Source organism: Acidovorax sp. SUPP1855 (genome assembly GCF_030158955.1).
In the GTDB taxonomy this organism is placed as follows: domain Bacteria; phylum Pseudomonadota; class Gammaproteobacteria; order Burkholderiales; family Burkholderiaceae_C; genus Paracidovorax.
Genome location: NZ_BQXI01000024.1, coordinates 42252 through 67714 on the forward strand (window position 1 = coordinate 42252; position 25463 = coordinate 67714).

At 68.3% G+C, this 25463-nt stretch carries 21 protein-coding genes and 2 riboswitches; of the genes, 14 read left to right on the forward strand and 7 right to left on the reverse strand.

Annotated features, from left to right (window positions below; all coding sequences use genetic code 11):
- The first annotated feature begins 245 nt into the window (after positions 1-245).
- The 3 genes from AVMA1855_RS18935 (at position 246) to garD (ending at position 4092) form a co-directional block, all read left to right on the forward strand.
- Positions 246-1205 carry a Bug family tripartite tricarboxylate transporter substrate binding protein gene (locus tag AVMA1855_RS18935; protein ID WP_284400249.1) on the forward strand — a complete coding sequence of 320 codons (960 nt, stop codon included), beginning with the start codon at positions 246-248 and terminating at the stop codon, positions 1203-1205.
- Positions 1206-1263: 58 nt separating this feature from the next.
- Positions 1264-2418, forward strand: a complete 1155-nt coding sequence (locus AVMA1855_RS18940; protein WP_284426872.1) for an L-talarate/galactarate dehydratase — start codon at positions 1264-1266, stop codon at positions 2416-2418.
- A 78-nt stretch (positions 2419-2496) separates the two neighbouring features.
- Positions 2497-4092 (forward strand): galactarate dehydratase, encoded by a 1596-nt coding sequence (gene garD, locus AVMA1855_RS18945; protein ID WP_284426873.1) that lies wholly within the window; start codon positions 2497-2499, stop codon positions 4090-4092.
- A gap of 42 nt (positions 4093-4134) precedes the next feature.
- Here the strand turns inward: garD and AVMA1855_RS18950 are convergent, their stop codons facing one another.
- Positions 4135-4557: an acyl-CoA thioesterase gene (locus AVMA1855_RS18950; protein ID WP_284426874.1), complete on the reverse strand. Its 423-nt coding sequence runs from the start codon at positions 4555-4557 to the stop codon at positions 4135-4137.
- A 340-nt stretch (positions 4558-4897) separates the two neighbouring features.
- On the opposite strand from AVMA1855_RS18950, the gene AVMA1855_RS18955 reads away from it, so the two are divergent.
- On the forward strand, positions 4898-5791 hold the full coding sequence (locus AVMA1855_RS18955) for a metal-dependent hydrolase (RefSeq protein WP_284426875.1): 894 nt from the start codon (positions 4898-4900) through the stop codon (positions 5789-5791).
- 83 nt (positions 5792-5874) lie between these two features.
- Here AVMA1855_RS18955 and AVMA1855_RS18960 read toward each other — a convergent pair whose 3' ends face one another.
- The 5 genes from AVMA1855_RS18960 to AVMA1855_RS18980 form a co-directional block, all read right to left on the reverse strand.
- Positions 5875-6519 carry an ankyrin repeat domain-containing protein gene (locus AVMA1855_RS18960; RefSeq protein WP_284426876.1) on the reverse strand — a complete coding sequence of 215 codons (645 nt, stop codon included), beginning with the start codon at positions 6517-6519 and terminating at the stop codon, positions 5875-5877.
- Positions 6520-6630: 111 nt separating this feature from the next.
- A complete protein-coding gene (katB, locus tag AVMA1855_RS18965) occupies positions 6631-8157 on the reverse strand; it encodes a catalase KatB (protein ID WP_284426877.1) in 1527 nt (508 codons plus the stop codon).
- Positions 8158-8413: 256 nt separating this feature from the next.
- The gene (locus AVMA1855_RS18970) at positions 8414-9133 is read right to left on the reverse strand and encodes an autoinducer binding domain-containing protein (RefSeq protein ID WP_284426878.1); all 720 of its coding nucleotides are present in this window, start codon (positions 9131-9133) and stop codon (positions 8414-8416) included.
- Positions 9134-9287: 154 nt separating this feature from the next.
- The gene (locus AVMA1855_RS18975) at positions 9288-10205 is read right to left on the reverse strand and encodes a DMT family transporter (protein WP_284426879.1); all 918 of its coding nucleotides are present in this window, start codon (positions 10203-10205) and stop codon (positions 9288-9290) included.
- 10 nt (positions 10206-10215) lie between these two features.
- The gene (locus tag AVMA1855_RS18980; protein WP_272563733.1) at positions 10216-10998 is read right to left on the reverse strand and encodes an SDR family oxidoreductase; all 783 of its coding nucleotides are present in this window, start codon (positions 10996-10998) and stop codon (positions 10216-10218) included.
- Between the two features lie 139 nt (positions 10999-11137).
- Here AVMA1855_RS18980 and AVMA1855_RS18985 point away from each other — a divergent pair, with 139 nt between their 5' ends.
- Positions 11138-12844, forward strand: a complete 1707-nt coding sequence (locus AVMA1855_RS18985; protein WP_284406895.1) for an electron transfer flavoprotein-ubiquinone oxidoreductase — start codon at positions 11138-11140, stop codon at positions 12842-12844.
- Positions 12845-13037: 193 nt separating this feature from the next.
- Positions 13038-13640 (forward strand): lipocalin family protein, encoded by a 603-nt coding sequence (locus tag AVMA1855_RS18990; RefSeq protein ID WP_272563735.1) that lies wholly within the window; start codon positions 13038-13040, stop codon positions 13638-13640.
- 137 nt (positions 13641-13777) lie between these two features.
- On the opposite strand, the gene AVMA1855_RS18995 is transcribed toward AVMA1855_RS18990, so the two are convergent.
- Positions 13778-14236, reverse strand: a complete 459-nt coding sequence (locus AVMA1855_RS18995) for an Lrp/AsnC family transcriptional regulator (RefSeq protein ID WP_272563736.1) — start codon at positions 14234-14236, stop codon at positions 13778-13780.
- A gap of 283 nt (positions 14237-14519) precedes the next feature.
- Positions 14520-14607, forward strand: a riboswitch (glycine riboswitch).
- A gap of 23 nt (positions 14608-14630) precedes the next feature.
- Positions 14631-14744: riboswitch (glycine riboswitch) on the forward strand.
- Between the two features lie 47 nt (positions 14745-14791).
- On the opposite strand from AVMA1855_RS18995, the gene gcvT reads away from it, so the two are divergent.
- From gcvT to AVMA1855_RS19035, 8 genes are all read left to right on the forward strand, one after another.
- Positions 14792-15925: a glycine cleavage system aminomethyltransferase GcvT gene (gene gcvT, locus AVMA1855_RS19000; protein ID WP_284426880.1), complete on the forward strand. Its 1134-nt coding sequence runs from the start codon at positions 14792-14794 to the stop codon at positions 15923-15925.
- 80 nt (positions 15926-16005) lie between these two features.
- Entirely contained in the window at positions 16006-16380 is a 375-nt protein-coding gene (gene gcvH, locus AVMA1855_RS19005; RefSeq protein WP_284426881.1) for a glycine cleavage system protein GcvH, read from the forward strand.
- A gap of 43 nt (positions 16381-16423) precedes the next feature.
- Positions 16424-19342 carry an aminomethyl-transferring glycine dehydrogenase gene (gene gcvP, locus AVMA1855_RS19010; protein WP_284426882.1) on the forward strand — a complete coding sequence of 973 codons (2919 nt, stop codon included), beginning with the start codon at positions 16424-16426 and terminating at the stop codon, positions 19340-19342.
- A 174-nt stretch (positions 19343-19516) separates the two neighbouring features.
- Positions 19517-19864 carry an FKBP-type peptidyl-prolyl cis-trans isomerase gene (locus AVMA1855_RS19015; RefSeq protein WP_442867280.1) on the forward strand — a complete coding sequence of 116 codons (348 nt, stop codon included), beginning with the start codon at positions 19517-19519 and terminating at the stop codon, positions 19862-19864.
- A gap of 22 nt (positions 19865-19886) precedes the next feature.
- Positions 19887-20906: a MerR family transcriptional regulator gene (locus AVMA1855_RS19020; protein ID WP_284426883.1), complete on the forward strand. Its 1020-nt coding sequence runs from the start codon at positions 19887-19889 to the stop codon at positions 20904-20906.
- 80 nt (positions 20907-20986) lie between these two features.
- Positions 20987-22348 (forward strand): MFS transporter, encoded by a 1362-nt coding sequence (locus tag AVMA1855_RS19025; protein WP_284426884.1) that lies wholly within the window; start codon positions 20987-20989, stop codon positions 22346-22348.
- Positions 22349-22539: 191 nt separating this feature from the next.
- On the forward strand, positions 22540-24735 hold the full coding sequence (locus tag AVMA1855_RS19030; protein WP_284426885.1) for a PAS domain-containing hybrid sensor histidine kinase/response regulator: 2196 nt from the start codon (positions 22540-22542) through the stop codon (positions 24733-24735).
- Complete coding sequence (locus tag AVMA1855_RS19035; protein WP_284426886.1) at positions 24719-25420, forward strand: RluA family pseudouridine synthase; 702 nt, start codon at positions 24719-24721, stop codon at positions 25418-25420. Before AVMA1855_RS19030 ends, AVMA1855_RS19035 begins: the two co-directional genes overlap by 17 nt.
- Positions 25421-25463 lie beyond the last annotated feature (43 nt).

Here is a 25463-nt window from a genome sequence, read left to right on the forward strand (position 1 = left end):
CGCCCGTCGCCAGTGCACGACTGCACTCCAGGGCGCCTGCGGGACGCCAGCGGCAGCCACGGACAAGGGGAAAACCCCCAGCAGAAAAGCTTGCCGACCGGAAATGACAACGATATCATTTCTAATGCGCGCACACAGCACAACTGAAAAAATCATAAAAACATGTCGATCCTGTAACGTTTTTGGCAGTGATTTTCCCTCGCCCAAAAATGACAACGTTCGCATTTCCACCAAGGAGACAAATCATGAAACGATTCCTGGCAGCCATTTCCCTCGGCATTCTGGCCCTCGGCGCCCAGGCACAGGCCTGGCCCGAAAAACCCGTGACCCTGGTCGTGCCCTTCCCGCCCGGCGGATCGACCGACCAGGTCGCACGCGCCGTGGGGCCCCGGTTGACCGAGAAGTTCAAGCAGTCTTTCCTGGTGGACAACAAGCCCGGCGCCACGGGAACGATCGGCGCCACGTTCGTGCAACGGGCGGCCCCCGATGGCTACACCTTCCTCGTGACCTCCCTGGGCCCGCTGGTCATCGTGCCGCACCTGCTCAAGGGCCTGCAGTACGACGCGCTGCATGGTTTCGACCTGATCACCGTGGCGGTGCAGTCGCCCAACGTGCTGGTGGTGCCGGCCAACTCCCCGCACAAGACCGTGGCGGACGTCATTGCCTACGAGAAAGCCAACCCCGGCAAGATGAGCTTCGCCTCGGCCGGCAACGGTTCGAGCGACCACCTGACCGCCGAGCTGTTCTGGCAGCAGACGGGCACCAAGGGCGTGCACATTCCCTACAAGGGCGGCGCACCGGCCCACACCGACCTGATCGGCGGTCAGGTGGATGCCTCGTTCCAGAACATCAACGCCGTATCGCAATACATCAAGGCCGGCAAGATGCGCGCGCTGGCCATCACCAGCGCCAAGCGCTCGCCGGTGCTGCCCGACGTGCCCACGCTGGCCGAAGCGGGCGTGCCCAATGTCGAGGTCGCTTCCTGGCAGGCCATCGTCGCACCCAAGGGGCTGCCACCCGCCGTGCGCGAAAAGGCCCATGCGGCGTTCGTCGAGGCGCTCAAGGACCCGAAGGTGCGCGAGCAGTTCACGTCGATCGGCTTCGAGATGGTCACTAACACGCCCGAGCAGTTCGCCGCCTTCCAGCAGCAGGAGTTCGCCCGCTGGAAGAAGGTGATCGAGACCGGAAAGATTTCGATCGACTGACCCCCATCCGCCCCGCCTGGCCTGCGCCCCGTTTTGCCCGAATGACCTGCACTGCACCATGACCGCTTCTTCGTCCCCCTCCTCTTTCAGCGACAGCATCGCCTGGGTCCGCATCTCGTCGTGCTACCTGCCCCTGGCCAACCCCATCAGCGATGCCAAGGTGCTGACCGGACGGCAAAAGCCCATGACCGAGATCGCCATGCTGTTCGCCGAGATCGAGAGCAAGGACGGCCACCGGGGCCTGGGCTTCAGCTACTCCAAGCGGGCGGGCGGGCCGGGGCAGTTCGCCCACGCCCGGGAGGTCGCGCCGGCGCTGCTGGGCGAAGACCCGAGCGACATTTCCCGGCTGTGGACCAAGCTCTGCTGGGCCGGCGCGTCGGTGGGGCGCAGCGGCATGGCGGTGCAGGCCCTCGGCGCCTTCGACGTGGCGCTGTACGACCTCAAGGCGCGCCGCGCGGGCCTGTCGCTGTCCAAGCTGCTGGGCTCGCAGCGCGACTCGGTGCGCTGCTACAACACCTCGGGCGGTTTCCTGCACACCCCGCTGGACCAGCTGCTGCGCAACGCCAGCGCCTCGCGCGAGCGCGGCATCGGCGGCATCAAGCTGAAGGTGGGACAGCCCGACCATGCGCTCGACATCCAGCGCGTGGAGGCGGTCCGCAAGCACCTGGGCGATGCGATGCCCATCATGGTCGATGCCAACCAGCAGTGGGACCGCCCCACCGCGCAGCGCATGTGCCGCGTCTTCGAGCCCTTCAACCTCGTGTGGATCGAAGAGCCGCTGGACGCCTATGACTTCGAAGGCCACGCCGCGCTCGCCGCCCAGTTCGACACGCCGATCGCCACCGGCGAGATGCTCACCAGCGCGGCCGAACACGGCGAGCTGATCCGCCACCGCGCGGCCGACTACCTCATGCCCGATGCACCCCGCGTGGGCGGTATCACCCCGTTCCTCAAGATCGCCGCGCAGGCCGAGCACGCGGGCTTGAGCCTGGGCCCGCACTTCGCGATGGAACTGCACGTGCACCTGGGCGCGGTCTATGCCACCGAGCCCTGGGTCGAGCACTTCGACTGGCTCGAGCCGCTGTTCAACGAGCGCCTGGAAATCCGCGACGGCCGCATGATGGTGCCCACGCGCCCGGGCCTCGGCCTGAGCCTGAGCGAGCAGGCCCGCGGCTGGACGCGCGAAGCAGCGGAGTTCGGCACCCGCGCGTGAGCCCGGCGCCATCGACAATCGAGCGGCATGCCGCATGCAAAGCCCCCAGAACATCGCCCCACCCACGACGACCGCCCCATGACCGATTCCGCTTCACCCGCCCGCCCGCCCCTGACCGTGCAGATGCACGCGGCCGACAACGTGGCCATCGTCGCCAACGACGGGGGCCTGCCCACAGGCACGGTGCTGGCCTCGGGCCTCACGCTCGTCGACCGCGTGCCCCAGGCCCACAAAGTCGCCCTGGAAGACATCCCACAGGGCGGCGCCGTGCGCCGCTACAACGTGCCCATCGGCTACGCGATCCAGCCCATCCCCGCCGGCAGCTGGGTGCACGAGCGCCTGCTGCACATGCCCGATGCCCTGTCGCTGGAGGGCCTGCCCCTGGCCACCGTGCGCCCCGAGCCCCTGCCCCCGCTCACCGGCTACACCTTCGAGGGCTACCGCAACGCCGACGGCTCGGTCGGCACCCGCAACATCCTGGCCATCACCCAGACCGTGCAGTGCGTGGCCGGCGTCACCGAATTCGCCGTCGCGCGCATCAAGGCCGAACTGCTTCCCCGCTTTCCCAATGTGGACGACGTGGTGGCGCTGGAGCACACCTACGGCTGCGGCGTCGCCATCGACGCGCCGGACGCCGTCATTCCCATCCGCACCCTGCGCAACATCAGCCTGAACCCCAACTTCGGCGGCGAGGTGATGGTGGTCAGCCTGGGCTGCGAGAAGCTCCAGCCCGAGCGCCTGCTGCCCCCGGGCAGCATCCCGCTGGTGGACGAGCGCAGCGTGGCCGACGTGGGCACCAGCGCCGAACCCAAGCTGGACGTGGTCTGCCTGCAGGACGACGCCCACGTGGGTTTCATGTCCATGATCGACTCCGTCATGCGGCAGGCGGAAAAGCACCTTGAGCGCCTGAACGCCCGCCGCCGCGAGACCGTGCCCGCCGCCGAACTGGTGGTCGGCGTGCAGTGCGGTGGCAGCGACGCCTTCAGCGGCGTCACCGCCAACCCGGCCGTGGGCTTTTGCACCGACCTGCTGGTGCGCGCGGGCGCCACCGTCATGTTCTCGGAAGTGACCGAGGTGCGCGACGGCATCGACCAGCTCACTTCGCGCGCCAGCACCCCGGAAGTGGCCCAGGCCATGATCCGTGAGATGGCCTGGTACGACGCCTACCTGGACAAGGGCCGGGTGGACCGCAGCGCCAACACCACGCCGGGCAACAAGAAAGGGGGCCTGTCCAACATCGTGGAAAAGGCCATGGGCTCCATCGTCAAATCGGGCAGTGCCCCGATCTCGGGCGTGGTCTCGCCCGGGGACAAGGCCACGCAGAAAGGCTTGCTGTATGCCGCCACGCCGGCCAGCGACTTCATCTGCGGCACGCTGCAGCTCGCGGCCGGCATGAACCTGCACGTGTTCACCACCGGGCGGGGCACGCCCTACGGGTTGGCCGAGGTGCCGGTGATCAAGGTGGCCACGCGCAGCGACCTGGCGCGGCGCTGGCACGACCTGATGGACATTAACGCCGGGCGCATCGCGGACGGGCAGGCGACCATCGCGGACGTGGGCTGGGAGATGTTCCACCTGATGCTGGAGGTGGCCAGCGGGCGCAAGAAAACCTGGGCCGAGCAGTGGAAGCTGCACAACGCCCTCGTGCTGTTCAATCCCGCGCCCGTGACCTGAGCGGCCCGGTGGCACCGGCCGCCGAACCCGATGACGACGGCGTCACGCGCCGACCAGCGCACGCACCCAGGCCGGCAGGTCCACGGCTTTCTTGCGCGGAAAGTCCACCCAGATGGTCGTGGCACCGCCGGCCGCGCACACCACGCCGGGCTGGTCCGCGCGCTCCATGGTGCCCCAGGTCTCGAACGTGGTGCGCCCCGGGTCGCTCACGTAAAGCTTGAGCAGCACCTCGGCCGGGTACTCGAGCTGCTGGTAGAAATTGCAGAAGGCATTTACGATCACCGGCCCCTGGCCCTGCGGGTCGGGGTTGCAGCCCGCCGCGACCAGCCAGTCGATGCGGGCCGTCTCCAGATAGCGAAAGTACACGGTGTTGTTCACATGGCCCATGGCGTCCATGTCGCCCAAGCGCACGGGAAAGCGCATCGTGTGCACGAGGGTCTTGGCTTCGGGAATCTCGATCTTCATCGGCGGCCTCGGTTGGTGCCGGGCGTGCGGGGCGGAACGCGCTGCAGACGGCCCGGCGAAGACTGGCGTCCACCCGCACAGCGTATCGCACGGCAGTTCCTGCACAGCGACCTTTTCCCAAACATGAGCACGTCGGCCAGGGCCTGGACGGTCGCACGATCGGCTCACGCCTGAAATGCAGTATCCACGCGGTCCTGGAGCCTTATTCCAGGTGATCGGGCTGCCCCGAAAAACCTGAGCGGTAGGCGAGTAGCGCGTCCGGTCTAAAACTGAATAATCCTCAGAAAACGGAGCCCGGCGGCGTTGCCGGGCCACCGCCGTTTCTGGAAAGTCGCCTCCCATGTCCGAGATCCCCGCCTCCCCCGCGCCCGCCGCAGCAGCCGCCACCACCCTCCCCGTGCGCAAGCTCGAAGTGGACCTGCAAAAGGGCTTCGCCCGCCACTGGCACGGAGGCGATGCCTTCCGCACGCAGTTCTTCAATGCGCTGTCGATGAGCTTTCCGGTGGGCGAGCAGTTCTTCATCGATTCCGTGCGCGATGCCACGCCGCTGCTGGGCAACCCCCATGGGCCGCTGGCCACCCGCTTCCAGGCCCTGCTGCGCGGCTTCATCGGGCAGGAAGCCACGCACCGGCATCTGCACGGGCTCTACAACGCCGAGCTGGAGCGCCAGGGCCTGCAGAACCACTGGCAGCACTGGGCGCGCGGACGCATTGCCCGCCTGCACCTGCGCACCAAGAATCCGCTGCACGCCCTGGCGGTCACCTGTGCCTACGAGCATTTCACGGCCCTGCTGGCCGACGGCACGCTGCGCCATGCGCGCTGGCTCGATGGCGCCGACGCCACGCTGCAGACCGTGTGGCGCTGGCATGCCGCCGAGGAGACCGAGCACCGTGCCGTCGCCTTCGACCTCTACCGCGCCGCGGGCGGCAGTAACGCCTGGCGGGTGCGCTGGTACTTGTATGTGGCGCTGGTATTCACCGTCGATGCGATGCGCCAGACGGTGCTCAACCTGCAGCGCGACGGCACGCTGTGGCGCGCCTCCACGGCCTGGAGTGCGCTGCGGTTCTTCTGGGGGCGCGATGGCGTGGCCTGGCGCTCGCTGCCGGCGCTGGTGCGCTACCTGCGCAGCGACTTCCACCCCGATCAGGAGCACGCATCGCCCACGGCCGCGGCGCTGGCCCAGCAATGGCTGCAGGCGAACGCCGAGCGCTTTCGCGTGGTGGGGCGCAGTTGACCACCGTTACTATTATTTTTATAGCAACATGCCCTAGTTCCCATTGTGCTGGAGGGCGATTTGGCTTGAAGCCCTGCAAAGGCTCACCGCGCGGGTGAACCGGCAAATTCGCCGCGCTGCAGCTGCGACACATCGTTGCCCCGCGCGTCCCTGGCGCCGAGGTCCGCGCCCTTGGCCGCCAGGGCCTGCAGCAGTTCGGTTCGCTGGAACAGGGCGGCGTACATGGCGGCGGTCTGGCCGGCGTTGTTGCGCTGATCGGGGGCGCAGTCGGCCTGCACCAGCCGCCGCGCGATCGCCACCTCGCCCTTGAAGATCGCACCCATCAGGGCGGTGTTGCCGCGCAGGTCCTGCACGCAGGGGTCGGCGCCGGCCTTGAGCAATTGCTCCACCACCTCGCGGTGCCCGTGGTAGGCCGCCAGGATGAGCGCGGTGTAACCTTTTTCATCGCGGACATTGAGGTCGTAGCGGGCGGCGATGAACTCGCCCAGCATGTCGCGCCGCCCCTCGCGGGCCGCATCGAAGAAATAGCGGCGCAACTGCCGCTGGACCTGGGCCGGATCGGTAGGGGCTGCCGGCTCGGCCCCCGCCGCGGCTGCGGGTGGCGACGCATATGCAGCCGCTGCCGTGCCCGGGGCCGCGCTGGGGGCCGCACCCGCTGCGCCAGCCGCCATCGCGCCCACGTACAGCATTGCCAGCACCCAGGGGCACGATCGATGGGAAAGGGACATGCCGATCTCCTTGAAATGGGTGGACGGTCTTGGGAGGGGCACCGCCAGCGGCGCCCCTCGATGCAGCACACGGGCGCCAGGACGGCCACCCGCGCGCATCGCATTTCCGCGTCAGTCTTGCAGCGCGGAGGCCAGTTGCTTCACGCGGGCCAGATCGCCCTTGGCCACGCGGGCCACGCCCGTGCCGTACTCGGGATCGGCCTTGTACAGGAACGACAGGATGATGTGCTTGCTCTCGGCATCGGCGCCGGCCAGCGATTCGCCGAAGCTCTGGATCAGGTCCTCGCGGTCCTTCTTGCCGTAGCTGCGGTACAGATCACCGGCCTGCTTGAAGTTCTGCTCCTTGCCGATCTTGGCCTGCTGCGTGGTGCCGGACAGCGGCAACTGGCTGTAGCGCGCTGCCGAGACCTGGGGACGGGGCTCCAGGCGGCTGGGCTCGTAGTTCACGCCGCTGGTCGTCTGGCCGAAGTTCAGCATGCCGTCCTGGTTGCCGTTGTTCACGCCGACGCGGGGGCGGTTCACCGGCAGGCTCAGGCCGTTGGTGCCCACCCGGTACAGCTGCGTGTCGGCGTATGAGAACACGCGGCCTTGCAGCAGACGGTCTTCCGAGGGCTCGATGCCGGGCACCACGTTGGCGGGCGCCATGGCGACCTGCTCGGTTTCCTGGAAGAAGTTGTCCACGTTCTTGTTCAGCACCATCTGGCCGATCTTGCGCTCAGGCACATCGGGCCAGATCTTGGTAGCGTCCAGCGCGTTGAACTCGAACTTGTTCAGGTCTTCGGGCTTGAGCACCTGCACGTACAGGTCCCACTTGGGGAAATCGCCCTGCTTGATCGCGTTCACCAGGTCATTGGTCATGTGGCTGTAGTCCTTGGCCTGGACGGCGGCGACCTGCTTGGGGTCGAGGTTCTTCAGCCCCTGCAGGCTCTTCCAGTGGAACTTCACGTAGTGCACCTGGCCCTGGCTGTTGACCAGCTTGTAGGCATGCACTCCGTTGCCGTCCATGAACCGGTAGCCGGCGGGCGTGCCCTCGTTCGAATACAGCAGCGTGAGCGTGCGCGTGGCCTCCGGCACGTGCGAGAAGAAGTCGAAACGGCGGGAATCGTCGTCCAGGTTGGTGCGGGGGTCCGGCTTGAACGCATGCACCATGTCGGGAAACTTGATGGCGTCGCGGATGAAGAAGGTGGGGAAGTTGTTGCCCACCAGATCCCAGTTGCCCTGGCTCGTGTAGAACTTGGTCGCGAAGCCGCGGGGGTCGCGCAGCGTCTCGGGGGAATGGTTGCCGTGCACCACGGAAGAGAACCGCACGAACACCGGGGTGCGTTCGCCGGCGCTGAACACCTTGGCCTGGGTCAGCGAAGACAGGTCTTCCGTCGCCACGAACTCGCCGCGCACGCCGGTGCCGCGGGCATGCACGACGCGCTCCGGAATGCGCTCGCGGTCGAAGCGCTGCAGCTTCTGGATCAGCTGCACGTCCTGCAGCAAGGTGGGGCCGTTCGGGCCGGCGGTCTGCGAATTCTGGTTGTCGCCCACCAGGGCGCCGTTGTCGCGCGTGAGGGCGGATTGGGCGAACGCCGCGGGCGCTACAAGCACACCTTGCAGCACCAGCGCTGCGGTGAAGATTTTTCTGGTTGTCATGGAAACTCCGCTCCAGTCGTTAAGGGAAGCGAATGATCCACGTGGCGGAATGTCGCTCACAAGAGGGGTTTGGCTATGGCCGCGATGAATATTGCCGATGGGCCCCTCACAACCCTTTGGATGGAGTGCAGTAAATGCCGGAAAGCGCGCGGACGCGCGCTATTAAAAAAATAGCAATCTACGAATCGAAACACCCCGCCGGTCGCTTTTTATTACATATCCGAAGCGCTTTCCGGGGTCTTTCGGTTAATTGGCGTCAGTCGAGCCAGCCCAGCAACGCCGCCTTGACGGCGGCCGCCGTCTTGTTGGGCGTCTGCAGTTTGGCGGTGGCGTTCTTGAGGTGAAACCGCACCGTGTTTTCGGACACGTCCAGAATCTGCGCAATATCCGCCATGGTTTTCCCGTCGGCCGTCCATTTGAGGGCTTCCAGTTCGCGCGGGGTCAGGAACGCCTTCTGGCGGGTGCCGTGCAAGGCTTTCATGGCACGGCCCATGGCTTCGTACGAGGCGCTTGCAAGGAACGACATGCGGGGCTCGTTCGCCTTGAGCTCCTCCTCCGCCAGGGGAACACGGTAGCGCACCAGGGTCAGAACGCCGCGCAGGCTGCCCGCGCTCTGGTTGGCCTGTGACCAGCCGACTTTCAGCCCATGGGACTGCGCTTCACGCCACAGCTCGGGCGCCGAGGCGAAAAGCTCGTCGCTCCAGACCACGGGCCGCTCGGATTTGCGGCAATGGGCCACGGTGGGGTCGATATGGTGGTATTCGGCGACGGAATATCGCCTTTGCCACGCTTCCGGAAAATCGTCCACCTGGACCACCTGCGGGCAGGAGATGGGGACGGGAATGTAGAGGGTATACGCGCATCGCTCGAAACCCAATTCCGTCGCCGCGGACTTGATTTTGCTGAAGATTCTGTTCTTGCAGGTCTCATTGGAGAAACATTCGGAAACCTCCCGATGCCACGACTGTGCTGCCATCACCACCCCCTTTTTTGATTAACTATTTATTAATCAGTCTACCCAGCAATGTTTTGGGAGGGCGCCCTTTCGCCATGCCGATTGGGATGCGCAATATGAAAACCGCGCATAACCCGGCCCGAATCCACGGACGCTTGGCGGGGCCGGGCAGGACTCAGCGGTGGGCCTGGATGGTGGCCAGAATGCCCAGAGTGAACATGGCGCACGCGGCCCATTGGGCAGGCGCCGGCCAGTGGCCGTCCCAGGCGAACGAATAGACGAGAGCGAACAGGGTCTCGCTCACGATCAACTGGCCGCACAGGCTGGCGGACAGGCGCTGGCTGGCAACGTTCCAGAGGATGGTGGCCAGCCAGGTCGCGCCCAGCCCGATCGCAAGGCAGACCAGCACGAAGGCGCCGAAACCTGGCTGCGCCGCCAGTTCTGCCAGAGGCGTGCCCTTCACCCCCCACAGCAGCAATCCTCCCAGGCCCGTGGCCACGCCCAGCCAGTTGGCCCATTGGGTTGCGCCCACATCCGGGTGGCGCTGCACCCAGGTCGAATTGAGGATGGCGAACGCCGTCCAGAAGACCAGTGCCACCAGCACGATGCCGATGCCACGCCACCAATACGCCCCGCCGCCCGCCGCCGGCGATCCGCCCTCGCCGTGCGGCGCGAACGCCATCAGCGCCAGGCCCGCCAGGGTCAGGGCCAGCCCCGGCACCAGGGCCGCCCAGCGCAGCCCCTTCGGTTTGCCCAGCAGCATCACCCATATTGGAATGGTGCCGATGATGAGGGCCGGCACCTCCACCCCCGCATCGCGGATCGCCAGCACCAGCAGCAGGTAGTAGCCGGTGAAGCCCAGCACGCTCAGGCCCAGGGCGGCCCCGGCCTGGCGGGCGGTGGGCCAGCGCACCGCCCGGCGCGTGCCGGGGCGCAGGCCCCACAGCAGCATGCCCACGGCCATGGCGCCATAGGCCACGAAGCGGCCGGCGGTGAGGTCCACCGACGCGAACCCGGCCGCCATGCGCGGCGCGACGAACACCAGCCCCCAGAGCGCGCCCGCGGCGAGCCCTGCCAGGATTCCAGTCAGCATCGGCCGGCGGTCAGACCGCGAAACCGTCGTCGGCGGCGATCACCGCGCCGTTCACGAAGTGGCTCTGGTCGCTGGCCAGCATGACGATGAGCGCGTCTAGGTCCTTGGGCTGGCCCACGCGCTTGCGCGGGAGCATGTCCAGGAGCTTGCGGCCCTGCTCGGTCTGCCAGTGGTGGTGGTTGATCTCGGTGTCGATGTAGCCCGGGCACAGGGCGTTCACCGTGATGCCGAAGCGGCCCCATTCGAGCGCCATGGCCCGCGTCATGTGCACCACGGCCGCCTTGCTCATGCAGTACGCGCCGATCTGCGGCAGCACCTTGAGGCCGGCCATCGAGGCGATGTTGATGATGCGCCCGCCGGTGAAGCTGCCCGGCGCCGCCCCGCGCGAACGCGCCAGCATGCGCTTGCCGACCTCCTGCGCCACGAAGAAGGCGCCCTTCACGTTGGTGTCGAAGATGAAGTCGAAATCCTCGGGCTCCACGTCCTGCAGGCGCTGGGTGGTGGAGACGCCCGAGTTGTTGACCAGGATGTCGATGGAGCCCATCTCCGTCTCGGCGTGGGCCACCGCCGCCTTGATGGAGTCGTGGTCGGTCACGTCCAGCTCGATCACATGGGCGTCGCCGCCTTCGCCTTCGATGCGTGCGCGCAGCTCCTTGAGCTTTTCCACGCGCCGGCTGGCCAGCACCACGCCCGCCCCGGCGGCGGCCAGCGTGCGGGCGAACTGGGCGCCGAGCCCGCTCGATGCCCCGGTCACGAAGGCGACGCGCCCTTCCAAATCGATGCTGTAAGCCATGGGATGTCTCTCTTGTCAGAAAATAGAACGATCGTTCGATTGTCGGTTTTCCGTGAATACAATCTGTCCGACCGACGGACTGCGCGCAGGCCAGTCGCCCGCGGCGGATCACCCATTATCAAACCACCACGAGACACCCATGACCCCAGAAGAAATCCTCGCCCAACACGGCCCCCGCGAAGCCATGGAGTACGACGTGGTGGTCGTCGGCGGCGGCCCCGGCGGCCTGGCCACCGCCATCCGGCTCAAGCAGCTCGCCACCGAAAAAGGCCAGGACATCTCGGTCGTGGTGCTGGAAAAGGGCTCCGAGACCGGCGCGCACATCCTGTCGGGCGCCATCATGGACCCGAAGGCGCTGACCGAGCTGATCCCCAACTGGAAGGAACTGGGCGCGCCGCTCAACCAGCCCGTCACCGACGACGCCATGATCTTCCTGGGTGAAAAGTCGTCCTGGCGCACCCCCAATTTCCTGCTGCCGCAGTGCTTTCAGAACCACGGCAACTACATCGTGAGCCTGGGCAACGTGGTGCGCTGGCTCACCACCCAGGCCGAAAACCTGGGCGTGGAGATCTTCCCCGGCTTTCCGGCCGCCGAAGTGCTCTACAACGAAGACGGCTCGGTCAAGGGCGTGGCCACCGGCAACCTGGGCGTGAGCAAGGAAGGCGAGCCCACCGCCGACTTCCAGCTGGGCATGGAGCTGCACGCCAAGTACACGATCTTCGCCGAGGGCGCGCGCGGCCACCTGGGCCGCCAGCTCATCAGCCGCTTCAAGCTGGACCAGGGGCGCGACCCGCAGGCCTACGGCATCGGCGTGAAGGAACTCTGGGAAATCGACCCCAAGCGCCACCAGCCCGGCTTCGTCATGCACACGGCCGGCTGGCCCATGGACAGCGACACCTACGGCGGCGCGTTCCTGTACCACGCCGAGGACAACAAGGTCACGCTGGGCTTCATCACCGGCCTGGACTACTCCAACCCCTACCTGAGCCCGTTCGAGGAATTCCAGCGCTGGAAGACCCACCCCAACATCCGCTACTACCTGGAAGGCGACGAGGCCAAGGGCATCAAGCCGGCCAAGCGCATCGGTTACGGCGCACGCGCCATCACGGCAGGCGGCCTGCTGTCGCTGCCCAAGACGGTGTTCCCGGGCGGCGCGCTGGTGGGCTGCGAGGCGGGCTACCTCAACGTGAGCCGCATCAAGGGCAGCCACGCGGCCATCAAGACCGGCATGCTGGCGGCCGAAGCGGCCTACGACGCGGTGCACGCGGGGCGCCAGCACGACGAACTCACGGCCTACCCCGAGGCGTTCGAAAAGAGCTGGCTCTACGCCGAGCTGAACAAGGCGCGCAACTTCAAGGCGTGGTTCAAGAAGGGCCTGGCCACCGCCACGCTCATGAACGGCATCGAGCAGTTCGTGCTCAAGGGCAACATTCCCTGGACGCTGCACCGCGACAAGCCCGACCACGCCTACCTGAAGCCCGCTGCCGAGTGCAAGCCCATCGTGTACCCCAAGCCCGACGGCAAGCTCACCTTCGACCGGCTGTCCAGCGTGTTCATCAGCAACACCAACCATGCCGAGAACCAGCCGGCACACCTGACGCTCAAGGACCCGAGCGTGCCGGTCAACATCAACCTCGCCAAGTACGCCGGCCCCGAGGCGCGCTACTGCCCCGCCGCCGTGTACGAGTTCGTGCCCGACGAGGCCAAGGGGGGCGATGCCCAGCGGCTGCAGATCAACGCGCAGAACTGCGTGCACTGCAAGACCTGCGACATCAAGGACCCGACGCAGAACATCGTCTGGGTCACGCCTGAAGGGGGCGGCGGCCCGAACTACTCCGGCATGTAATGCCTCGCCCGCCCACGCCAGGGCGACCCGAAGGGCCTGCTTTGCAGGCCCTTTTTCGTGGGGATTCCGACGGCCTTTGCAGGAACGCGCCTACAGGGTTGCCCTGACCTGCGGGCGAGACTGTCTGGCCTTTCCGCGCCGCGCACTGCAGCGCAGTATCAAAACCCACCACGCCATCGAAGCAGGAGACCCCATGGCCCGTTCCCCCGCCCCACGCTACCGCACCCACCGTCGCCCGCTCTGGCCTCTGGCCGTGGGCGCAGCCGCCGTGGGGGCAGCGCTGGCATTCTCGGCCAGCGCATCCGTGCGGGCCCCGCGTGGCGTCGAGGTGGTGGAGGATTTCAACGTGGACCGCTATGCCGGGCACTGGTACGAACTGGCCCGCATCGACCACCGCTTCGAAAAGGGCCTGGTCCAGACCAGCGCCCACTACAGCCGGGGGCCGGACGGATCGGTGCAGGTGCTCAACCGCGGGTTCGATCCGGCTCGCAAGCGCTGGCGAGAATCGCGCGGCCGGGCGGTGTTCATCGGCCGCCCCGACCAGGCCTCGCTCAAGGTGTCGTTCTTCGGCCCCTTCTATGGCGGCTACCACGTGGTGGCGCTGGACGAGGACTATCGCTGGGCCATGGTCGTGGGCGCGAGCCTCGACTACCTGTGGATCCTCTCGCGCACTCCCACCCTGCCCCGCGGCGTGCGGCCCCGCCTGCTGGCCCAGGCGCGCGCGATGGGGGTGGACATGGACCGCATCGTCTGGGTGCCGCAAGATGAGGACGGCGCCGTGCGCATCGCGGCTTGATGCGACACGGCGCCAACGCTTCACCCCATTGCTACAAAATTAATAGTAACCAAGACAATAAGAACTAGGGCAAGCGGCACTTTTCAGCAAAATCCGCTGGCCGTAGCGCCCTGGAGCACCGCGCAGCCCCTTAACCGTCACTGCGCGAACAAGGGCAGGTCGGCCCGCTTGAGCGTGCGCAGCACGAAGCTCGACCGGCTGTGGCGAATACCCTTGATCTTGTAGAGCTTCTCGCGCAGCAGCCGCTCGTAATCGCGCGTGTCCTTGACCACCACGCGCAGCAGGTAGTCGTAGTCGCCCGACACCAGGTGCGCCTCGATGACCTCGGGAATGCTGGCCAGGGTTTCGCCGAACTTCTCCAGCGTGTTGTCCGAATGGCTGTCGAGCGTGACCTGGACCAGCACCGTGTCGTTCAGATCGAGCGCCTTGGGGTTCAGGCGCACGGTGTAGCCCTCGATCACGCCCGCCTCCTCCATCTTCTTGATGCGGCCCCAGCAGGGCGACGGGCTCAGGCCCACGGCGTTGCCGATCTCCTGCAGGCTGGCTCGGGCGTCGGCCTGCAGGACGGAGAGGATTTTTCTGTCGAGGCGGTCCATGCACTACATTGTTCTTCAAATTTCCACATTTCAGAAGAATTTTCTGCATAAAGGTCATTTTTTAAGAAATTCAGAAAATCCATCCAGCGAGCGCGCGGCACACTTCATTCATCAAGGCGCCCTTACCGGGGCGCACGAAACAGGCAGGGCCCCGGCGGATTACCGTTCGCCGGGGCACTTGGCTTTTTTAGAGGGCATTGGCTTGCTCGAACACGGCAAGCCCCCGCGCACACCGCGGTCGGATCGCCCGGCGCGCACCGGCGCTGCAGTTAGAATCCGCCCGGTCAGGAGAGAGCGCCGCCCCGTCACCGGGAATGCCGGCGCCGCCGAAGGCGCAGGGTGACCCCGAACGCTCAGGCAAAAGGACTGGCAAAACGCCCGCAGGGATGCGGGCGTTCCCCTTGCTGGAGAGAGGTCCGCCGCGTGCGCGGGCCCACCGAAGGAGCAAGCCCCGCGCCGCCTTGGCACGTGGGTGAATCTCTCAGGTAAAGCGGACAGCGGGGCAAAGGCGTGGCCATGGGGCCGCGTTCCCATTTGCCCTTGCTGGAGATTGCCATGTCCGCCGCCGACGCCGTCCTGCTCACCACCCCGCTGAATGCCCTGCACCTCGAACTCGGGGCCCGCATGGTGCCGTTCGCCGGCTATTCCATGCCCGTGCAGTACACCGCCGGCCTGATGGCGGAGCATCTGCACACGCGCCAGGCCGCCGGCCTGTTCGACGTGTCGCACATGGGCCAGCTGCGCCTGGTGGGCAGCGATGCCGCGGCCGCCTTCGAATCCCTCATTCCCGTGGACGTGATCGACCTGCCCGTGGGCAAGCAGCGCTACGGCCTGCTGCTGAACGACGAGGGCGGCATCATCGACGACCTGATGTTCATCAAGCAGGGCGAGCGCGACATCTTCGTGATCGTGAACGGCGCCTGCAAGGCCGGCGACATCGCGCACATCCAGGCCCGCATCGGCCAGCGCTGCGAGGTCGCCCCCATGCCCGACCATGCGCTGCTGGCGCTGCAGGGCCCGCAGGCCGTCGCGGCGCTGTCGCGGCTGGCGCCCGGCATCGAGCAACTCGTCTTCATGACCGGCGGGCGCTACGAGATTGCGGGCTGCGATGCCTTCGTCACCCGCAGCGGGTACACGGGCGAGGACGGGTTCGAGATCTCGGTGCCCGCATCGCAGGCCGAGGCGCTGGCGCGCGCCCTGCTCGCGCAGCCCGAGGTGAAGCCGATCGGCCTGGGCGCGCGCAACTCGCTGCGCCTGGAAGCGGGCCTGTGCCTGTACGGCAACGACATCGACACCAGCACCACGCCCCCCGAAGCCGGCCTGAACTGGGCCATCCAGAAGGTGCGCCGCACGGGCGGTGCGCGGGCCGGCGGCTTTCCCGGCGCGGCCAAGGTGCTGGCGCAGATCGACGACCCGGCCACCCTGGCGCGCAAGCGCGTGGGCCTCACGGCACTGGAGCGCGTGCCCGTGCGCGAACACACCCCGCTGCAAAGCGCCGAGGGCGAGGCCCTCGGCGAGGTCACCAGCGGCCTGCTGGGCCCGAGCGTGAACCAGCCCATCGCCATGGCCTATGTGCCCCCGGCGCTGGCCGCCATCGGCACCCGCGTGCAGGCCATCGTGCGCGGCAAGCCGGTGCCCATGCAGGTGTGCGCGATGCCTTTCGTGGCGCCCCGCTACTACCGCGGCTGAAACGGGCAGCCGGGGCCACCGCCAAGGCGGCGGCCACCGCTACATTCCAGATTCCTTTTCTTCATTTTTCAGGAGCCCCCATGACCGTTCAATACTCCCGCGATCACGAGTGGATCGACGCCGCCGATGCCAACGCCGCCGTGGTCGGCATCACCGTCCATGCCCAGGATGCCCTGGGCGACGTGGTGTTTGTGGACCTGCCCGAAGTCGGCAAGACCTTCTCGCAGGGCGAAGTGGCCGGCGTGGTCGAGTCCGTCAAGGCCGCCGCCGATGTGTACATGCCCGTCTCGGGCGAGGTGGTGGAAGTGAACGAGGCGCTGCGCGCCGACCCCTCGCTCGCCAACTCCGATCCCTTGAACGCCGGCTGGTTCTTCAAGGTCAAGCTGTCCGAGCCGGCCCAGTTGTCCGGCCTGATGGACGAAACGGCCTACACCGATTTCGCCAAGAACGCCTGAGCCTTTTCCTTCCCCTTTCTTTTTCCGTCCACGGTCCTCTTCCATGCTGATGCAATCCGCCCTGCCGCTTGGCGCGCTTGAAAACGCCACCGAGTTCCTGCCCCGCCACATCGGCATCGACGGGGCGGACGAACAGCACATGCTCTCCGCCATCGGCGAGGCCTCGCGCCGCGCGCTGGTGGACGGCATCGTGCCGCGCTCCATCGCGCGCAGCCGGGCCATGGACCTGCCGCCCGCCACGACGGAAGCCGCGGCACTGGCCGAACTGAAGGCCATCGCCGCACAGAACCAGGTGCTGCGCAGCTTCATCGGCCAGGGCTACCACGGCACGCACACGCCCGGCGTCATCCTGCGCAACATCCTGGAGAACCCCGCCTGGTACACGGCCTACACGCCGTACCAGGCCGAGATCTCGCAGGGCCGCATGGAGGCGCTGGTCAACTTCCAGACCATGGTGTGCGACCTCACGGCCATGCCCATCGCCAACGCCTCCATGCTGGACGAGGCCACCGCGGCGGCCGAGGCCATGACGCTGGCCAAGCGCTCGGTCAAATCGAAAAGCACGCGCTTCATCGTGGCCGGCGACGCGCACCCGCAGACCATCGAGGTGATCCAGACGCGCGCCGCGCCGCTGGGCATCGAGGTGGTGCTGGCCAATTCGCTGGCCGAGTGGAATGACGCGCTGGACGGCGACTACTTCGCCGTGCTGGCGCAGTACCCCGCCACCAGCGGCCGCATCGACGACCTGGCGGCCGATGCCGCCAAGGCGCATGGCAAGGGCGCGGCCTTCATCGCCGCGGCCGACCTGCTGGCCCTCACCCTCATCACGCCGCCCGGCGAATGGGGCGCCGACATCGTGGTGGGCACCACGCAGCGCTTCGGCATGCCCATGGGCGCGGGCGGCCCGCACGCCGCCTTCATGGCCTGCCGCGACGAGTACAAGCGCTCCCTGCCCGGCCGCCTGGTCGGCGTGAGCGTGGACGTGCACGGCAAGCCCGCCTACCGCCTGGCGCTGCAGACGCGCGAGCAGCACATCCGCCGCGAAAAGGCCACCTCCAACATCTGCACGGCCCAGGTGCTGCCCGCCGTGGTGGCCAGCATGTACGCCGTCTACCACGGGCCCCAGGGCCTGATGCGCATCGCCCAGCGCGTGGCCGCCTACACCGCCATCCTGGCCAAGGGGCTGGAGCAACTGGGTGCGCCGCTGCGCCCGCAGGCCGCCTTCGACACGCTGTCGCTGCACACCGAAGGCGCGACGCAAGCCATCGCGGCCCGTGCCGTCTCGCTGGGCGCCAACCTGCGCGTTTATTTCGAGAACTACCTGTGCATCTCGCTGGACGAGACCACCACGCGTGCCGACATCGAGCTGCTGTGGAAGGTGTTCGCCCGGGACGGCCAGGCGCTGCCCACCTTCGCCGCCTTCGAAAAGGGCGTGGAGCCGCTGATCCCCACGGGGCTGCGCCGCACCAGCGCCTTCCTCACGCACCCGGTGTTCAACACCCACCACTCCGAGACCGGCATGCTGCGCTACATCCGCCAGTTGTCCGACAAGGACCTGGCGCTGGACCGCAGCATGATCCCGCTGGGCAGCTGCACCATGAAGCTGAACGCGACCAGCGAGATGATCCCCATCACCTGGCCCGAATTTGCCAACGTGCACCCCTTCGCCCCGGCCAACCAGCAGCGGGGCTACCGTCTGCTCGACGAGCAACTGCGTGCCTGGCTATGCGAGGCCACGGGCTACGCCGGCATCAGCCTGCAGCCCAACGCGGGCTCGCAGGGCGAATACGCCGGCCTGCTGGCCATCAAGGCCTACCACGCGGCCCAGGGCGAGGGCCACCGCAACATCTGCCTGATCCCCAGCAGCGCGCACGGCACCAACCCCGCCAGCGCCCAGATGGTGGGCATGCAGGTGGTGGTGACGGCCTGCGATGCCAAAGGCAACGTGGACCTGGCCGACCTGCGCGCCAAGTGCGAGCAGCACAGTGCGCACCTGGCCTGCGTGATGATCACCTACCCCAGCACGCACGGCGTGTTCGAGACACAGGTGAAGGAACTGTGCGCGCTGGTGCACCAGCACGGCGGGCGCGTGTACGTGGACGGCGCCAACATGAACGCCCTGGTGGGCGTGGCCGCCCCCGGCGAGTTCGGCGGCGACGTGAGCCACCTGAACCTGCACAAGACCTTCTGCATCCCGCACGGCGGCGGCGGCCCCGGCGTCGGCCCCGTGTGCGTGGTGGCCGACCTGGTGCCCTACCTGCCAGGCCACCGCACCGCGGCCGCGCAAGGCGCCCTGGGCGCCGACGCGAACGCCGCCAACGGCGTGGGCGCGGTCAGCTCCGCCCCGCTGGGCAATGCCGCCGTGCTGCCGATCAGCTGGATGTACATCCGCATGATGGGCGCCGAGGGCCTGCAGGCCGCGACCGAGACGGCCATCCTGTCGGCCAACTACATCAGCGCACGCCTGAAGGACCACTACCCCACGCTGTACGCGAGCGCCAACGGCCACGTGGCCCACGAGTGCATCCTGGACCTGCGGGGCCTGAAGGAAACCAACGGCGTGATGGCCGAGGACGTGGCCAAGCGACTGATCGACTACGGCTTCCATGCGCCCACGCTGTCGTTCCCGGTGCCCAACACGCTCATGGTGGAGCCCACCGAAAGCGAAACGCTGTCCGAGCTGGACCGCTTCATCGACGCGATGATCGCCATCCGCGAAGAGATCCGCCAGATCGAATCCGGCGCCTGGCCGCAGGACGACAACCCGCTCAAGCACGCGCCCCACACGGCCGAGAGCCTGCTCGCCCCGGAATGGACGCGGCCCTACGCCCGCGAGACCGCGGCCTTTCCGGTGGACGCCTTGCGCCGCAGCAAGTACTGGTCGCCGGTCGGCCGCGTGGACAACGTCTGGGGCGACCGCAACCTGTCGTGCAGCTGCATTCCGGTGAGCGACTACGCGTGACGGCGAGGGCCAGGCCGGCCGCGCCATGGGCCCGGCCGGCCTGGCCCTCCAACATGGGGTTACAGGGCCGCGGGCAGACTCTTTAAGATCGCGGGCTACCTTTTTTCAGGAGATGCTTTCGTGCGAAATTCCTTGTGCGCCCTGCTTGCCGGGCTTGTGATCGTTCCCGCCGCCATGGCGCAGACCGCCCCCGTCACCCTGCCCAGCGGGCTGGTGTACGAGTCGCTGAAAGAAGGCACCGGCACCTCGCCCAAGGCCACGGACACCGTCAAGGTGCACTACAAGGGCACGCTGCCGGACGGCAAGGAGTTCGACAGCTCCTACAAGCGCGGCGAGCCCACCGAGTTTCCGCTCAACCGCGTCATTCCCTGCTGGACCGAAGGCGTGCAGCGCATGAAGCCGGGCGGCAAGGCCAAGCTGACCTGCCCGCCGGCCATCGCCTACGGCGAGCGCGGCGCGGGCGGTGTCATTCCCCCCAACGCCACGCTGAACTTCGAAATCGAACTGATCTCGGTCCGCTGACCCGTCCGAGGCCCCGCCATCCATGCTGCTCCAGGTCGGCGAGCTGGCCCGGCGCACCGGCCTCACGGTGCGCACGCTGCACCATTACGACGAGGTGGGTTTGCTCAAGCCCTCGGGCCGGTCCGAGGCGGGTTACCGCCTCTACAGCCCGTCCGACGTGCAGCGGCTGCACGGCATCCAGACGCTGCGCCAGATGGGCCTGCCGCTCAGCGACATCGCGGCCCTGCTGGCAGGCGACGGCATGGCGCCCGAGCAGATCATCGGGCAGCAGATCCGTGCGCTGGACCAGCAGATCGCGCAGGCCACCGAGCTGCGCGGCCGCCTGTCGCTGCTGCGCGACGGGCTGGAGGCCGGCGCCGAGCCCGACATGGGCGACTGGCTGCAGGCGCTGGCGCTCATGGCCACCTACGGCAAATACTTCAGCGCGGCCGAGCTCAAGCACATCTTCTCCCATTGGCACCGCATCGAAGCGGACTGGCTGGTTGTCAGGGACCAGGTGCGCCAGGCCATGGACAAGGGCCTGCCGATCGATGCGCCCGCGGTCCAGGCGCTGGCCTACCGATGGATGGCGCTGATGCTGCACTGGATGGACGGCGACATGGACCTGCTGGAACGCTGGGGCCACATGTTCCGCACCGAGCCCAGCACCCAGGGCCGCAACCATGCGCCCCCGGGCGACATGATCCGGTACATCGAAGGCGCCATCCATTTGCGCATGGACCTGCTGCTGCGCTACATGGACCGCGACGACCTGCGCCGGCTGGGCCAGGTACACCACACGCAATGGCAGCAGCTGGAGCAGGAAGTGCAGCAGTTGCTGGACCAGGGCATTCCCCCGGGCCACCCCCAGGCGAGGGATGCTGCTGCGCACTGGGACACCCTCTTCGCCACCCTTTGCCGCAACGACGCCGAACTGCGCGCCAAGCTGATGCGCGCATCGGCCAGCGAGCCCCTGCTGCGCGCCGGCTCTCCCTTGAGCGAGCCCGTGCGCAACTACCTGCACGCCGTGCCGCGCCTGCCGACCGCCGCGCCATCGCCCTGAAAAAAGGCTTGACCCTCACGCTACGTGAGGCTTCACAGTCGGCCCCCATCGCTGCCCCTGCGCAGCCAACGGACCGACCCATGACCCCTTCGCCCCAACACCCGCGCGCCGCATTGCTGCAGGACTCCAACTTCCGCTGGATGGTCAGCGGCACGGCCTTCACCCTGCTGGGCGACCAGTTCACGCTCATCGCCCTGCCCTGGCTCGTGCTGCAGATGACCGGCGACACGCTGGTGCTCGGGACGGTGCTGGCACTCATGAGCGTGCCGCGCGCGCTGTTCATCCTGATCGGCGGCGCCCTGGTGGACCGCCACTCGCCCAAGCAGGTGCTGATGCGCACCAAATACGCCAACCTGGCCTTGCTGGGCCTGCTCAGCGGGCTGATGCTGACGGGTGCGCTCACGCTGTGGATGGTCTATGCACTGTCGCTGGCCATCGGCCTGGCCACCGCCTTCAGCATCCCGGCCGGCACGGCCATGCTGCCGCACGTGGTGCCGCGCACGCAGTTGCAGGCGGCCAACGGCATCAGCATGGGCCTGCGGCAGCTCACGATGTTCCTGGGGCCGCTGTTGGCCGGGCTGCTGATCGCCCTGTTCGGCGATGGCAGTCGCGCCGACGGCACCGGCACCGGCGCCATGGCCAACGCGACGGGCATCGGCATTGCCTTCGGGCTCGATGCGCTCAGCTTCGGCGTGTCGGCCTGGACCCTGTCGAAGGTGCGGCTGCTGGCTGCAGCGCAGGCCCCCTCCGGCCACACCGAGGGCTCCACCGCCTCCACGCCACCGGCCGCGCCGGGCACGGCTGCACCGGCAGTGCTGGCTTCGGTGGCGCAAGGCCTGGCGCATTTCTGGCGAGACCGCGAATTGCGCACCTGCTTTCTCTACTGGAGCGCCGTGGCCATCCTCATCATGGGGCCGCTGCACATCGCCATGCCGGTGCTGGCGAGCAGCCTGCCCCACCTGGGCGCCGCCGCGTTCGGCGCGCTGGTGGGCGCCCACGGTGCCGGCACGCTCGCGGGCATGGTGGCCTCGGGCATGCTGCCGCGCCTGCGCTGGGGCAGCCTGGGGATGACGCTGCTGGCGTTCGACGCCACCATCGGCCTGCTCTTCATGCCCATGGGCGTGATCGGCGCCCTCTGGCAAGGGGTTGCGCTCATGCTGGCCATCGGCCTGCTGGGCGGCTTCATGCAGGTGCGCATCTTCACGTGGATCCAGCAGCGGGTGCCGCCGGCACTCATCGGCCGGGCGATGGCGCTGTTCATGTTCATCTTCATGGGGCTGGCGCCGATCTCCGCCGCCGCCACGGGCTGGGCCATGAAGGGCATCACGCTGGCCCAGCTGTTCGCGGCCTGCGGCGGCGCGCTGGTGGCGGTGGCGGCGCTGGCCTTCCTGCTCACGCCGCTGCGGCAGGTGAACGACGCGCCGGGCACCGTGCCGCGCTGAACCGCGGCGTGGCGCCACCGGCCCGGTGGACGCTTTCCGATGGCCGGAAGGGGCTTCGCCGCGCCGCCGCGTGAAAGGCACTTCCTGCAGCAGGCCACCGGCTGGCCGGCACCCAGGGGCGGGCGTACACTGAGCCCCTTCCGTGCGGCGCTGGCGCCGCTGCCGCTCTGCCTGCCGTCGCTGCCCCGCCCATGAGCCGTCCTGATCTTTCCCTGCTCCTGCCCCCGGGCTCGGAGAACCCGCCCGCGCCCATTCCGCCCGAGCGCCGCGCGCCCGCGAGCCGGGCCGAGGGCCCCGTGGCCGCGCTGATCGGCGAATTGCGCGCCTATCAGGCCGAGCTGGAGGTGCAGAACAAGGTGCTGCGCTACAGCCAGGCCGCGGCGGAAAGCGCCTCGGAGCGCTTCGAGACGCTGTTCGCCAGCGTGCCGCTGTCGCTCATGGTGCTCGACGAACATGACATGGTGGTGCAGGCCAACTCCATGGCGCACCGCTCCTTCCAGCCCACCGAGGCCGACCGTCCCGTCACCTCGCTCATGCCGTTCGTGAGCGCGGCCGACGCCGAACGCGTGCGCGAGGCCTTCGCGCAGGCGCGCGAACTCGGCCACAGCGAGGCCACCGAGGTGGTGTTTCCCGTGGGCTCGGGCGGCACCATCACCGGCGACCTGCACATCGCGCGCATCGAGGCGCCCCAGGAAAGCGGCCCGCCGGTGCTGCAATTCCTGTGCGCCGTGATCGACCAGGGACCGCTGCTCACCGAGCGCCAGGCGCTGCAGCAAAGCGCCCAGGCCCTGCAGGAGCGCAATGCCCAGCTGCACGCCAGCGAGCGGCGGCTGGAGGCGGTGATCAACTCCGCCCTCGATGCCATCCTGTGCGTGGACCAGCACCAGCGCATCACCGTCTTCAACCCCACGGCGGCCGCGCTGTTCCAGTGCGCCACGGCCGACGCCATGGGCAGCCGGCTCGACCGCTTCCTGCCCGATGCGGCGCAGGCGCTGGCGTTCGCGCAGCTCACCACGCAGGCCGTGCTGGGCGAGATGGTGGCCTGCACCGCCAGCGGCAAGGAGCTGGCGGTGGAGGTGAGCATGTCGTTCGAGCGCCATGCCGAGGGCGAGACCACCACCGTCTTCGCGCGCGACCTCACCGGCCGCAAGAAGGCCGAAGCCCACCGCAGCGAGCTGGAAGCGCAGCTGCGCGAGTCGCACAAGATGCAGGCCGTGGGCACCATGGCCGGTGGCATCGCCCACGACTTCAACAACATCCTGAGCGCCATCCTGGGCAACGTCGAGCTGGCCAAGGCCGACTGCGACGCCGCCTCGCCCGTGCTGGAGAGCCTGCGCGAGATCGACAAGGCCGGCCGCCGCGCGCGCGACCTGGTGCGCCAGATCCTCACCTTCAGCCGCAACGAACCGCCGCAGCGCACCGCCGTGAGCGTGCACGACGCCATGCACGACACCGAGCGGCTGCTGCGCGTGACCCTGCCGCCCGCCATCGAGCTGCGCATGCGCCTGGATGCGGGGCTGCCGCCCGTGCTGGCCGACGCCACCCAGGTCGAGCAGGCGCTGCTCAACCTGTGCACCAACGCCATCCATGCGATCGGCGAGGCGCGCGGCATCGTCAGCATGGAGGCCTCGGCCCTGGAGCCCGACCTGCGGCTGTGCGAGCGCCTGGGCCTGCCCCTGGGCGAGTACGTCGCGCTCACCGTGGTGGACAACGGCCCGGGCATCGACGCGGCCACGCAGCAGCGCATCTTCGAGCCCTTCTTCACCACCAAGCCCGTGGGCCAGGGCACCGGCCTGGGCCTGGCCGTGGTGCACGGCGTGATGCGCACGCACGGCGGCGCGGTGGACGTGCACAGCGCTCCCGGCGAAGGCAGCCGCTTCACGCTGTACTTCCCCGTGGCGCCGGATTCGGCACCGAGCGCGCCGCCGCACGCCCCCCAGCCCGCCGCCCCGCCGCCCGTGCAGAGCGCGGACGAGCGCACGCGCCACGTGATGTACGTGGACGACGACGAGGCGCTGGTCTTCCTCGTGCGGCGCCTGCTGCGCCGCCGCGGCTACCAGGTGACCGGGTTCACCGATCCGCACGAAGCCACCGAGGCCCTGCGCGCCGACCCGCGCAACTACGACCTGCTGGTGACCGACTACAACATGCCCGGCTATTGCGGCGTGGACCTGGTGCGCGAGGCCAAGCGCATCCGCCCTGACCTGCCGGTGGCCCTGGCCTCGGGCCACGTCACCGCGGAGATCGAACAATCGGCCCTGGCCGAAGGCGCCAGCGCCCTCATCCACAAGCCCAACGACGTGGAAGAGCTTTGCGCCACCGTGCACCAGCTGGTGCATGGCGCGGCCAAGGGCCCCGATGACCCGGCCGATGGCGGACGCCACTGAGGCGGTGCCAGGCGCCGGGAAAGCCGCACCGCCGCCCGATTGCCTGTACGCCGACGACGACCTGCTGGTGCTGGCCAAGCCCTCGGGTCTGCTGTGCGTGCCGGGGCGCGGCCCCGACAAGCAGGACTGCCTGAGCGCCCGTGCGCTGCAGCACTGGCCGGACGCCCTGGTGGTGCACCGGCTGGACCAGGCGACCTCCGGCATCGTGCTCATGGCGCGGCATGCGACGGCCCAGCGCACGCTGGGCGACGCCTTCGCCGCACGGCAGGTGGACAAGCGCTACGAGGCCGTGGTGCAGGGCCTCGCACCCGCGCCGTCCGCCGCCGATGGGACCGCCGGCGGCTGGCACGCGATCGACCTGCCGATCGCCGCCGACTGGGAGCGCCGCCCGCTGCGCGTGATCGACGCCGCACAGGGCAAGCCGAGCCTGACCCACTGGCGCGTGATCGCCCACGACACCGCCGCCCACACCACCCGCGTCGAACTGCAGCCCGTGACCGGCCGCACCCACCAGCTGCGCGTGCACCTGGCGGCCATCGGCCACCCGATCCTGGGCGATGCGCTGTATGCGCCAGGGGCGGTGCAGGCCCGCGCGCCGCGCCTGCTGCTGCATGCGCGCCAGGTGGCGTTCACGCATCCGCGCACCGGGCAGCCCATGGCGTTTTCGTGCCCCACGCCCTTTTAGTGTTTCGGGCCACCAGCACAATCAACACCAGGGCATATCGCTA